Below are 12,038 nucleotides of genomic sequence, written 5' to 3' on the forward strand. Positions count from 1 at the left end.
AGGAGCGCTCTACCACACCCGCGATCCCAGACGGGCGAATGGGGCACCGGAGTCCCCCGGACGGCGGATGTCCTCAGCTCCGCAGATGCGGGAAGAGGGTGAGGAACGGGTCCGGTGCCGCGGACACCCCACGGCCGAACGGCGCGTCGAACGCCCAGATCAAGAACAGCAGGAAGGCGATGAGCGCGCTGAAGAGACCGGCCAGCAGCAGCTCGCGGAACGTACGCCGGATCTGGAGCATGAAGATCATGCCGATGGTGACCAGCGCCCCGATGATCAGGCCGAACCACACCACCCCCGGCATGGTGGCGCCCGCACTCTCGGCGCGTGCGCCGCGGGCGTCGTCCACGAGCGCCACCTGGTCCACCAGCGGCTGGTACGCCTCGCCCTCGTGCGCGTCCGCCGGCCGGTAGTCGGTGATGCTCCGCCGCAGCCGCTCCAGCAGCTCGGTGCCCTTCTCGGTCAGCTCGCCCCGGTCGGCCATGTGCGCCCACTCGGTGTCGACGACGTGGGACACGTACGCCCGTACGTCGTCCCGCACGCCCTCGCGCACGGCCTCGGGCCACACCTCGACGCGCCGGTCCACCTCGTGGAGGGCCTGCGCCTCCTGGCGGACGGTGTCCTGGGCGGCGCCGCGGCCCTCCCAGACGCCCGCGATGGCGAGGCCGAGGACGATCGCGTACACCACGCCGATCATCATCGTCATGTACTCGATGACGTCCGGGGTCTCGCTGGGATCGTCGTCGTCACCGACGCGCCGGTTGTTGAAGACGACGATGGTGAGGACGACGGCGCAGGCGGCGGCCATCGCGATGGACAGAACAAGCCATTCCGACAAGGCATCTCTCCGTCGGTGAGTGCGGATCAGCGGGACGAGCGGCCGCGCAGCGCGGCGGCGGCGAGCACCGCGGGTGCCGTGACCAGGAGCATCACGGACACCGGGGACGGGCCGCCGGAGGGCTCCGGCGGCGCCACACGCTTGTAGGCGGGCAGCGGTACGAGGGGCGAGGGCGCCGGCTTCGGCGGCCGTACGGGCCGCGGCGGCGCGGGCGCCGGCGGTGCGGGTTCCGGTTTCACCTCGGGCTTCGGCGGCGGCGGGGGAGGGGGCGCGGGCACCGGCCGCGCGGGAGGCGGCGGTGGCGGCGGCTCGGGCGTCGGCTTCGGTGGCGCGGGCTTCGGCGGCGGCGGTGGGGGAGGGGGCTCCGGAGTGGGCGTGGGCGTGGGCGTCGGGGAAGGGGACGGCGGCGGAGGCGGGGACGGCGACGGGGTGCAGCTGCCGCTCCCCGCGATCGACACCGCGCTCTGCGGTCCCGAGGGCCCGACGACGGCGTGGGCGCAGGCGTCGGCGGCCGCGGGCAGTGGTGCCAGCAGCAGCCAGGTGAGGGAGGCGACCGGAAGCAGCCGCGCGACATTCGTTCCGTACACGGCCAAAAGCATGATCAGTTCGGGGGCGCGGCGGGGCCCGAACCGCGGTGATTCCCCTGAAGGAGCGGTTCTTCCGGGCCCCTTCTCCGCCACCCGGGACAAATTTCCGGGCGCCGCGTTGAACACCGACCGCCTCCCCGCCCGTACCTAGGACCGTGAACGGCGCACACGGGGCGCCGACAACCAGCTCGAACCCAACGGGAGTTGACATGAAGACCTGGCGGAACGCCTCGCTCGCGGTGACCGCGGCGGCCGTGCTGGCGCTGACGACGGCGTGCGGTCAGGAGAAGGGCAGCCAGACCCCCAACGGCCAGTCCGTCGGCGCCGCCGCACCGGCCGGAGCGCCCGCGGAGAACGCGGCCGGCTACGGATCCGACGACGGTTACGGCTCCGGCGCCGCGGCCCAGGGCGGCGCCGCCGCGGCCAAGCCGGCCGGTCAACTCGCCGTCTGGGACAGCAAGGAGTTCGGCAAGGTCCTCACCGACAGCGAGGGCTTCACGCTCTACCGCTTCGACAAGGACACGGCGAGCCCGCCCAAGTCGAACTGCGAGGGCGAGTGCGCCAAGACCTGGCCGGTCGTCTCCGCCGACGGCGCCAAGCCCCCGGCCGGTGTCGACGCCTCCCTGATGGGCGTGGTGACCCGCGCCGACGGCACCAAGCAACTGACCGTCGACGGCTGGCCGATGTACCGGTACGCCAAGGACACCAAGCCCGGCGAGGCCAAGGGCCAGGGCGTCGGCGGCACCTGGTACGCGGCGTCCCCCGACGGCAAGAAGGCGGCCCCCGGCAACGGCGGCGCGGGCGGCTCGGGCGACGGGGGCGGCGCGGAGGAGCCGGAGGAGGCCGCCACCGGTGAGGGCGGCGGCGAGGACGCGGCCACCCCGGCCGACCCGGCCGGCCTGTCGGTCCGCAAGGACCCCAAGCTGGGCGAGGTCGTCGTCGACAAGAACGGCATGACGGTCTACCGGTTCCAGAAGGACTCCGCCTGGCCCATGAAGACCGCCTGCACCGGCGACTGCCTCAAGAAGTGGCCGGTGGTCGCGCCCGTCGACAAGAACGACACCGAGGGCATCAAGCTCAAGGGCTTCGTGACCTTCAACCGGCCCGACGGCATCAAGCAGCAGACCATCGACTGCTGGCCGCTCTACACCTTCGCGGGCGACAAGAAGCCCGGTGACACCAACGGCCAGGGCGTCGGCGGAACCTGGTTCGCCGTCTCCCCCGACGGCAAGCTCGTCAAGTAGCCCACCGAAGCCCCCAGTCCCTCCTTCCCCCCACGGTCGGCCGGAGCGTCCAGCGCAGTCCCCACGCGCCTCCGGCCCCGGGTGGCCGGTCTCCCACCGGCCGGACACCCCGCCGGGCCCGCCCGGGGCCCCCCCCCCCCCGCCCCCCGGGCCCCCCCCCCCGCGCGCCCCCCCCCGGGCCCGGTCCCGTACCGCCTGGTGAACCCGCACGTGCCAAAGGCGTGTGACCAAGAACGGACCGCTATTTTCCGTTTCCTCTCGCCCTCCTGGCGGGCGATCAGTAGCCTCGGCTCGAACACCGGCCATGAACACGGCCGCATCCCCCGTGGCTACTTGTTGGAGACATCGATGGAGCGTCCCGCCTGGGCCCCGCCGGGTATCGATATTTCGGTGCCGAGCGTGTCCCGCATCTACGACTACTACCTGGGCGGCTCGCACAATTTCGAAGTGGACCGGGAAGCCGCGCGCAGGGCCATGGAGTTCATGCCTGGCCTGCCCAAAGTCATGCAGGCGAACCGGGCGTTCATGCGCCGCGCGGTGCGGTACGCCGTGAACGAGGGCATCACCCAGTTCCTCGACATAGGCTCCGGCATCCCCACCTTCGGCAACGTCCACGAGATCGCCCAGGGTGCCCGCCCCGGCGCCCGCGTGGTGTACGTCGACCACGATCCCGTGGCCGTCGCCCACAGCAAGGCCGTCCTGGAGGGCAACGAGCACGCCGCCGTCACCGCCGCCGACCTGCGCAAGCCCCAGGACATCCTCACCGCCCCGGAGACGACCGGGATGCTCGACCTGGACCGGCCGGTCGCGCTGCTGCTCGTGGCGGTCCTGCACTTCCTGGAGGACGCCGACGACCCCCAGGGGGCCGTCGCCGAACTGCGCGACGCCCTCGCCCCCGGCAGCCTGCTGATCGTCACCCACGCCTCCTTCGAGGGCATCCCCGTACCCCAGGAGCGGGCGGGCGGCGCGGTGGGCGTCTACCGCGACATCCGCAACCCGCTGGTCATGCGCTCGCGGGAGGAGGTGGCGCGGTTCTTCGACGGGTTCGAGCTCGTCGAGCCCGGTGTCGTGTCGATGCCGTACTGGCGGCCCGAGCCCGACAGCCCGGTCGAGCAGGAGGATCCATACGCCTTCGCGGGCTTCGCAGGGGTGGGGCGCAAGGCGTGAGCGTGCCGCCGCAGGAACCCGGGGCCGGATCCGGCGCGGAGCCGGACGGCCTCGAGGACAGACTCCGGCGGTTCGCGACGATCTGGAGCCGGGCGATCTTCCCGGTCACCGCCACGTCGCTGACCCGCCCCGAATTCGAACGGCACCTGCTGCCGCTCGCCCGGGAGCTGAGCGCCGCGCTGCAGGCCCGGCCGTTCGACCCGGCGCCCGCGCACGGCGTCGGCGCCGCCCTGGTGGCCGCGCACTGCACCGACCCCGACGCGCTCAGCCGCACCCTCGGCGTGGTCGACTCCTACCTCGTGCTGTACTGCCGCGACGCCGAAGCGCCGGGCCCGGCCGGGCTGACCGACCTTCCCGCCGAGGAGCTCCGGGCCCGCTGCGCCCGGCTCCAGCACGCCCTGGCGGCCGGTTTCGCCCAGGCGCTGCGCGAGCGGACCCTCGTCGAGCAGGAGTCCATCGCCCGCTCGGCGCTCTCGGCGCGCAGCTTCGCCGAACGGGCGCTGCACGCGAGCGAGGCCCGCTTCCGGGCGGTCTTCGAGGGCGCGGCCATCGGCATCGGCATCGCCGACCTCGAGGGCAACGTGCTGGAGGTCAACGGGGCCCTCACCCGCATGTTCGGTGGACTGGAGCGCCATGTGCGCGGCCGCAGGGTGTCCGAGTGGGTCCACCCCGAGGACGCGCCGCAGGTCTGGAAGCTCTACGGCGAGCTCGTACGCGGCGAGCGCGACCACTTCCGCGTCGAGAAGGCCTTCTACCGGGGCGACGGCACCGTCCTGTGGACGAACCTCACGTGCTCCCTGCTGCGGGACACCGAGGGCAACCCGCAGTACACCCTGGCGCTGATGGAGGACACCACCGAACGCCGGCTGCTGAACCTGCGGCTGCGGTACGAGGCGACCCATGACGCCCTCACCGGGCTGCCCAACCGGACGCTGTTCTTCGAGCGGCTCGACAAGGCCCTCTCGGCCGGGGACGGCGCCCGCTTCGGGCTCTGCTACCTCGACCTGGACGGCTTCAAGGCCATCAACGACAGCCTCGGCCACGCGGCCGGCGACCGGCTGCTCGTGGAGGTCGCCGACCGGCTCCAGTCGGTCGCGACCCGGCCGGGGGAGATGGTCGCCCGCCTCGGCGGCGACGAGTTCGTGGCGCTGACCACCGGCACGGACACCGAGCGCCAGGCCGACGAGCTCGCCCACCGCATCCTCGCCGCCCTCGCCACGCCCATCCGGCTGGACGGCCGGGAGCTCACCGTGCGCGGCAGCGTCGGCATCGTCGAGGGGCCGGCGGGGGAACGCGGCTCCGCGGAGGTGCTGCGCAGCGCCGACATCACCATGTACCGGGCCAAGTCGGCGGGCGGCAACCGCTTCGAGCGGGCCGACCCGGAGGCCGACGCCCGCGCCATCACCCGGCACGGCCTGACCACCGCGCTGCCGGCGGCGCTGGAGCGCGAGGAGTTCTTCATCGAGTACCAGCCGCTCGTCCACCTCGGCGACGGCAGCGTGCACGGCGCCGAGGCCCTGGTGCGCTGGTGCCACCCGCAGCACGGGGTGCTCGGCCCCGACCGGTTCATCCCGCTCGCCGAGCACACCGGGCTCATCGTGCCGCTCGGGCGCTGGGTGCTCCAGGAGGCGGTCCGCCAGGCCAGGTTCTGGAACCGTCGCCACTCGGACGGCGGGCCGCTGCGGATCAACGTCAACCTGTCGCCGACCCAGCTGCACCACACCGGTCTGGTCGCCGACATCGTCGACGTACTGGACCGCTTCGGGCTGGAGCCCGGGGCGCTGTGCCTGGAGGTGACCGAGTCGGCCCTGATCGGCGCCGACGAGGACCTGCTCAAGCCGCTGCGGCAGCTGGCCGAGATGGGCGTGGACATAGCGCTGGACGACTTCGGCACCGGCTACTCCAACCTGGCCAACCTGCGCCGCCTGCCGGTGAGCGTGCTCAAGCTGGACCGCTCCTTCACCCAGGGCATGCAACGGCACCCGGCCGACCCCGTCGACCTCAAGATCGTCGAGGGGATCGTCTCCCTGGCCCACAGCCTGGACCTCGCGGTGACGGTGGAGGGCGTGGAGACCGGCGCGCAGGCCGAGCAGCTGCGGGAGCTGGGCTGCGACACCGCCCAGGGCTGGTACTACGCCCGCCCGGGCGCCCCCGACCGGATCCACTCGCTGGTGCTGGCGGACGCGGTCTGAGACCGTAGCAGGACCTTCTGGAGCTCGCGCGCCGCCCGCGGCGGTGCCACGTCGCTGCGGTGCGCGAGCGCGATGGTCCGGCGCAGCCCGGGCCGCGCCAGGGCGGTGACCCGCAGGTCGCGGCCCGCCCTCGCCGCCACCATGCTCGGTACGACGGCCACCCCGAGCCCCGCCCGTACGAAGCCGAGCACCGCGTCCATCTCGCCGCCCTCCACCGTGAACGACGGCTCGAAGCCCTCGGCCCGGCACGCCGCCACCGTCAGCTCCCGCAGGTCGTAGCCGTGCCGGAACATCACCAGCGGCTGGTCGCGCAGATCGGCGATCCGCACCGGGCGGCGCGGCGGCGGCGCGGCCGCGGAAGACACCACCACCAGGTCCTCCTGGAGCAGCTCGACGGTGGTGAGCGCCGGGGACGGCGTAGGCAGCGGAAGCACCACCAGCGCCAGGTCGAGCGCGCCGCGCGCCAGCTCCCGTACGAGATCGTGCGAGCCGCTCTCCTCGATCAGCAGCTGGATCCCCGGGTGCAGATCGTGGAAGGTGCGCAGCACATCGGGCAGCAGACCGGTGCACAGGCTCGGCGTCGCGCCCAGCCGCACCCGCCCGCGCCGCAGCTGCGCCACCTCCTGCACCTCGTGGCGCGCGGTGTCGGTGTCCGCGAGGATGCGGCGCGCCAGCGGCAGCAGCGCCTCGCCCGCGTCCGTGAGCGCGATGTTGCCCCGGGCCCGGCTGAACAGCTCCGCGCCCAGCTCCTTCTCCAGCGCCCTGATCTGCTGCGACAGCGACGGCTGCGAGACATGCACGCGCTCGGCGGCGTGCGTGAAGTGCCGGGTCTCGGCGACCGCCACGAAGTACACCAGCTGCTGGAACTGCATGTCTCCACGATAGGCCCCCGCGATAGGCCGTAGCTATGGAGTTCAGCGGCACCATGTCTTGGACCTCTCGCGCCCGCCGCCCCTAGCGTCTGGTGCATGGCTCTGGCAACGCGGACGGATCGACAACCGTCCCTCACGCGCACCTTCTGGCGATCCACCGTCGGCAAGAAGACGGTCATGGCCGTCAGCGGGCTGATCATGATCGGCTACCTCGTCGCGCATGTGATGGGCAACCTGAAGGTCTTCTTCGGCCCCGGCGAGTTCAACGCGTACGGCCACTGGCTGCGGACCATGGGCGCGCCGGTGCTGCACCACGAGTGGGGGCTGTGGATCGCCCGCGTGGTGCTGCTCACCGCCGTGATCGCCCACGGCGTCTCGGCGTACCAGCTGAGCAGGCGCGACATCAAGGCCCGCCCCACCGCGTACGCGCACAAGCGCCGCCGTGCGAGCTATGCCACCCGCACCATGCGCTGGGGCGGGGTGATCGTGGCGCTCTTCATCGTCTGGCACGTCCTGGACCTGACGACGCTCACCGTGAACCCGAACGCCCAGGCGGGCCATCCGTACGAGAACGTCGTCGCGACCTTCTCCACCTGGTACGGCAACGTCATCTACATCGTCGCGATGCTCGCCGTCGGGCTGCACATCCGGCACGGCTTCTGGTCGGCCGCCCAGACCCTCGGCGTGGGCAACGCCACCCGCGACCGCGCGCTGAAGACCGTGGCCAACGTCCTCGCGCTGGTGCTGACCGCGGGCTTCATCTCCGTACCCGTCGCCGTCATGACCGGAGTGGTGAGCTGACATGAGCTTCCTCGACTACACGACCGGCGCCCCGGTCGTGGACGACAAGGCCCCGACGGGCCCCATCGCCGAGCGCTGGGACAAGCGACGCTTCGAGGCGAAGCTGGTGAACCCGGCCAACCGCCGCAAGCACACGATCATCGTCGTCGGCACCGGCCTCGCGGGCGGCTCCGCCGGCGCGACACTCGCCGAACAGGGCTACCACGTCGTCCAGTTCTGCTACCAGGACTCGCCGCGCCGCGCCCACTCCATCGCCGCGCAAGGCGGCATCAACGCGGCGAAGAACTACCGCAACGACGGCGACTCCGTCCACCGCCTCTTCTACGACACGGTCAAGGGCGGCGACTTCCGCGCCCGAGAGTCCAACGTCCACCGCCTCGCGCAGATATCGGTGGAGATCATCGACCAGTGCGTCGCCCAGGGCGTGCCCTTCGCCCGCGAGTACGGCGGCCTCCTCGACACCCGCTCCTTCGGCGGCGTCCAGGTGTCGCGGACCTTCTACGCCCGCGGCCAGACGGGCCAGCAGCTGCTGCTCGGCGCGTACCAGGCCCTGTCCCGGCAGATCGCGGCCGGGAACGTGGAGATGCACCCGCGCACCGAGATGCTCGACCTGATCGTGGTCGACGGGCGGGCGCGCGGCATCGTCGCCCGCAACCTGATCACCGGCGAGATCACCACGCACTTCGCGGACGCGGTGGTGCTGGCCTCCGGCGGCTACGGCAACGTCTTCTACCTGTCGACGAACGCCATGAACTCCAACGCCACCGCCGTGTGGCGGGCTCACCGGCGCGGCGCGTACTTCGCCAACCCCTGCTTCACCCAGATCCACCCCACCTGCATCCCGCGCACCGGCGACCACCAGTCCAAGCTGACGCTGATGAGCGAGTCGCTGCGCAACGACGGCCGCATCTGGGTGCCGAAGGCGAAGGGCGACGCGCGCCCGCCGCACGAGATCCCCGAGGACGAGCGCGACTACTACCTGGAGCGCATCTACCCCTCCTTCGGCAACCTCGTCCCGCGTGACATCGCCTCCCGCGCCGCCAAGAACGTCTGCGACGAGGGCCGCGGCGTCGGCCCCGGCGGCCAAAACCAGAGGGGCGGAGCCGAAGGCTCCTCGGTTGAGGGCGGTGGTGGGCGACGGGAGGGCGTCTACCTGGACTTCGCCGACGCCATCCGCCGCATGGGCCGGGCGAAGGTGGAGGAGAAGTACGGCAACCTCTTCGACATGTACGAGCGGATCACCGCGGAGAACCCGTACGAGGTGCCGATGCGGATTTACCCCGCCGTGCACTACACGATGGGCGGCCTCTGGGTCGACTACGACCTCCAGACCACCGTGCCGGGCCTCTTCGCCATCGGCGAGGCGAACTTCTCCGACCACGGCGCCAACCGCCTCGGCGCCTCCGCGCTGATGCAGGGCCTCGCCGACGGCTACTTCGTCCTGCCGTCCACGATCAACGACTACCTCGCCCGCAACCCGCTGACGGACACGGTCACCTCCGACCACCCGGTGGTACGCGACGTGGTCGGGGAGACCGAGGACCGGCTCGCGCGGCTGCTGGCCGTCGACGGCGACCGCACCCCCGACTCGTTCCACCGCGAACTGGGCGAGCTGATGTGGGAGTTCTGCGGCATGGCCCGCTCCGAGCAGGGCCTGCGCAAGGCACTGGAGCGGATCCCCGCCATCCGCGAGGAGTTCTGGCGCCGGATCAAGGTGCCGGGCACCGGCGAGGAGCTCAACCAGTCGCTGGAGAAGGCCAACCGCATCGTCGACTACCTGGAGCTCGCCGAGCTCATGTGCCTCGACGCGCTGCACCGCACCGAGTCCTGCGGCGGCCATTTCCGCGAGGAGTCCCAGACGCCGGACGGCGAGGCGGCCCGCAAGGACGAGGAGTTCTCGTACGCCGCCGCCTGGGAGTTCGGCGGCACCGGCGAGGCGCCCGTCCTGCACAAGGAAGACCTCGACTTCGAGTACGTCCACCCCACCCAGCGGAGCTACGCATGAAGCTCAAGTTGCGCGTCTGGCGGCAGAAGAACGCCGACGCCCCCGGCGCCATGGCCACCTACGAGGTGGACAACATCTCGTCCGACATGTCCTTCCTGGAGATGCTCGACACCCTCAACGAGGAGCTCATCCTCCGCGGCGAGGAACCGGTCGCCTTCGACCACGACTGCCGCGAGGGCATCTGCGGTGCCTGCTCGCTCGTCATCAACGGCGACGCCCACGGCCCGGAGCGCACCACCACCTGCCAGCTGCACATGCGGTCCTTCCGGGACGGCGACACCATCGACATCGAGCCGTGGCGCGCCGCCGCCTTCCCGGTGGTCAAGGACCTGGTGGTGGACCGGTCCGCCTTCGACCGGATCATCCAGGCGGGCGGCTACATCAGCGCCCCCACCGGCTCCGCTCCGGAGGCGCACGCCACGCCCGTGCCGAAGGCGGACGCGGACTTCGCCTTCGAGCACGCCGAGTGCATCGGCTGCGGCGCGTGCGTGGCGGCCTGCCCCAACGGCTCGGCGATGCTCTTCACCTCGGCGAAGGTCAACCACCTCAACGTGCTGCCGCAGGGCGCCCCGGAGCGCGAGACCCGGGTGCTCGACATGGTGTCCCAGATGGACGCCGAGGGCTTCGGCGGCTGCACGCTGACCGGCGAGTGCGCGACGGCCTGCCCGAAGGGCATTCCGCTGCCGTCGATCGCGGCCATGAACAAGGAGTGGCTGCGCGCCACGCGCAAGGTGCGGCGCAGCTGACGCAGGCATGATTCAAGCCACTTCCCGGGCGTGACCCGGACCACGCGCATCGCCCCGGAACGCAAGATTCTCCACGAGATGGCCACATTCTCCGCAAGAATTTCCGTCCGGGGCGAACGTGTGTCCGTGAACAGCAAGATCAACTTCGTTGAATTCTGCACCGAAGGTGGTGGGTTGTCCGTATCGCGGCCAACCCGCGCCTGCGGAATTCCAGGCTCCGAGAACCCCCTGTAGGCATGGGACGTGCCGGGGGCACATGACCAAGCCCCCGGTGCCGAAACACCACCGCACCACCAGGGGGTAATAGTCATGTCCAGAATCAGCCGCCGCCAGGCCCTGAGCGTCACCGCAGGCGCGGCACTCGGCCTCGCCGCCGCCGGCCGCGCGACCGCCGCGCCGGAGAGCGCCGCCTCCGGTACGGCCACGTCCGGCAGGGCCGCCGCCGCGTCGGCGCACGGCTCCGGCCCCGCGCCCTTCGACGAGATATTCCTGGGCCGCCGCATCCAGGGCGGCCCCTCCCGCGGCGGACACGACGGGGGACACCACGGAGGCCACGGCTCCGGCTACTCCGTGCGCATCGACGGCGAGGAACTGCACGTCATGCAGAACGCCGACGGCACCTGGATCAGCGTGATCAACCACTACGAGCCGGTCGCCACGCCCCGCGCCGTGGCCCGCGCCGCCGTCCGCGAACTCCAGGGCGCCTCGCTCGTCCCCCTCGCCACGTCCTGAACCGGAGCCACACCACCATGACCGTACGCAAGAACCAGGCCCAGCTGACCGCCGCCGAGAAGAAGCGTTTCGTCGACGCGGTGCTCGAACTCAAGCGCAGTGGCCGGTACGACTCCTTCGTCTCCACCCACAACGACTTCATCATGAGCGACACCGACACCGGCGACCGTGTCGGCCACCGCTCGCCGTCCTTCCTGCCCTGGCACCGAAGGTTCCTGCTCCAGTTCGAGCAGGCACTCCAGGCCGTCGACCCGGCCGTCGCCCTGCCTTACTGGGACTGGACCGCCGACCGCACGGCCTCCTCCTCCCTCTGGGCGCCCGACTTCATGGGCGGCACCGGCCGCTCCCGCGACGGCCAGGTGATGGACGGGCCGTTCGCCGCGTCCGGGGGCCGCTGGGCCCTCACCGTCCGCGTCGACGGCCGCGACTACCTGCGCCGCGCGCTCGGAGCGGGCGGCCGCCAGCTGCCCACCCGCGCCGAGGTCGACTCGGTCCTCGCCATGGCGACGTACGACATGGCGCCCTGGAACAGCTCCTCCGACGGCTTCCGCAACCACCTGGAAGGCTGGCGCGGGGTCAACCTGCACAACCGCGTCCACGTCTGGGTCGGCGGCCACATGGCCACCGGCGCCTCCCCGAACGACCCGGTGTTCTGGCTGCACCACGCCTTCATCGACAAGCTGTGGGCCGACTGGCAGGCCCGCCACCCCGGCTCCACCTACCTCCCGGCCGCCGGCACCCCGAACGTCGTGGACCTGCGGGACACCATGCGCCCCTGGAACGACGTGACCCCGGCGGACATGCTCGACCACACCCGCCACTACACCTTCGACACGGCGGCCTGAGCCGCCGCT

Annotated in this window: 11 protein-coding genes; 8 read left to right on the top strand and 3 right to left on the bottom strand. The window is 71.9% G+C overall.

Features of this window, described 5'->3' with window-relative positions; translation table 11 throughout:
• Positions 1 to 73 precede the first annotated feature (73 nt).
• Together ACIRNI_RS21780 and ACIRNI_RS21785 are read right to left on the bottom strand one after the other, a co-directional pair.
• A complete protein-coding gene (locus tag ACIRNI_RS21780) occupies positions 74 to 838 on the bottom strand; it encodes a hypothetical protein (RefSeq protein ID WP_403553366.1) in 765 nt (254 codons plus the stop codon).
• Between the two features lie 26 nt (positions 839 to 864).
• Positions 865 to 1,425, bottom strand: coding sequence for a hypothetical protein (locus ACIRNI_RS21785; protein ID WP_403553368.1), 561 nt, complete (start codon positions 1,423 to 1,425; stop codon positions 865 to 867).
• A gap of 209 nt (positions 1,426 to 1,634) precedes the next feature.
• On the opposite strand from ACIRNI_RS21785, the gene ACIRNI_RS21790 reads away from it, so the two are divergent.
• The 3 genes from ACIRNI_RS21790 (at position 1,635) to ACIRNI_RS21800 (ending at position 6,028) form a co-directional block, all read left to right on the top strand.
• Positions 1,635 to 2,669: an SCO0930 family lipoprotein gene (locus tag ACIRNI_RS21790; RefSeq protein ID WP_403553370.1), complete on the top strand. Its 1,035-nt coding sequence runs from the start codon at positions 1,635 to 1,637 to the stop codon at positions 2,667 to 2,669.
• Between the two features lie 348 nt (positions 2,670 to 3,017).
• Complete coding sequence (locus tag ACIRNI_RS21795) at positions 3,018 to 3,836, top strand: SAM-dependent methyltransferase (RefSeq protein ID WP_403553372.1); 819 nt, start codon at positions 3,018 to 3,020, stop codon at positions 3,834 to 3,836.
• Complete coding sequence (locus ACIRNI_RS21800; RefSeq protein WP_403553374.1) at positions 3,833 to 6,028, top strand: putative bifunctional diguanylate cyclase/phosphodiesterase; 2,196 nt, start codon at positions 3,833 to 3,835, stop codon at positions 6,026 to 6,028. The genes ACIRNI_RS21795 and ACIRNI_RS21800 overlap by 4 nt, the downstream gene beginning before the upstream one ends.
• On the opposite strand, the gene ACIRNI_RS21805 is transcribed toward ACIRNI_RS21800, so the two are convergent.
• Entirely contained in the window at positions 5,968 to 6,900 is a 933-nt protein-coding gene (locus ACIRNI_RS21805) for a LysR family transcriptional regulator (protein WP_403553376.1), read from the bottom strand. The two genes, ACIRNI_RS21800 and ACIRNI_RS21805, sit on opposite strands and share 61 nt — an antisense overlap.
• Before the next feature lie 96 nt (positions 6,901 to 6,996).
• Here ACIRNI_RS21805 and ACIRNI_RS21810 point away from each other — a divergent pair, with 96 nt between their 5' ends.
• The 5 genes from ACIRNI_RS21810 to ACIRNI_RS21830 all read left to right on the top strand — a co-directional run bounded on the left by ACIRNI_RS21810 (position 6,997) and on the right by ACIRNI_RS21830 (position 12,029).
• Positions 6,997 to 7,701, top strand: a complete 705-nt coding sequence (locus ACIRNI_RS21810) for a succinate dehydrogenase cytochrome b subunit (RefSeq protein ID WP_403553378.1) — start codon at positions 6,997 to 6,999, stop codon at positions 7,699 to 7,701.
• Position 7,702: 1 nt separating this feature from the next.
• Positions 7,703 to 9,706, top strand: coding sequence for a fumarate reductase/succinate dehydrogenase flavoprotein subunit (locus tag ACIRNI_RS21815; RefSeq protein ID WP_403553380.1), 2,004 nt, complete (start codon positions 7,703 to 7,705; stop codon positions 9,704 to 9,706).
• Positions 9,703 to 10,452 carry a succinate dehydrogenase/fumarate reductase iron-sulfur subunit gene (locus ACIRNI_RS21820; RefSeq protein ID WP_355362126.1) on the top strand — a complete coding sequence of 250 codons (750 nt, stop codon included), beginning with the start codon at positions 9,703 to 9,705 and terminating at the stop codon, positions 10,450 to 10,452. The genes ACIRNI_RS21815 and ACIRNI_RS21820 overlap by 4 nt, the downstream gene beginning before the upstream one ends.
• A 309-nt stretch (positions 10,453 to 10,761) precedes the next feature.
• Positions 10,762 to 11,184 carry a tyrosinase cofactor gene (locus ACIRNI_RS21825; protein WP_403553382.1) on the top strand — a complete coding sequence of 141 codons (423 nt, stop codon included), beginning with the start codon at positions 10,762 to 10,764 and terminating at the stop codon, positions 11,182 to 11,184.
• A 17-nt stretch (positions 11,185 to 11,201) separates the two neighbouring features.
• Positions 11,202 to 12,029: a tyrosinase family protein gene (locus ACIRNI_RS21830; protein WP_403553384.1), complete on the top strand. Its 828-nt coding sequence runs from the start codon at positions 11,202 to 11,204 to the stop codon at positions 12,027 to 12,029.
• Positions 12,030 to 12,038: the final 9 nt, after the last annotated feature.

It is taken from the genome of Streptomyces sp. NPDC093546 (genome assembly GCF_044765045.1).
Taxonomy (GTDB): Bacteria; Actinomycetota; Actinomycetes; order Streptomycetales; family Streptomycetaceae; genus Streptomyces.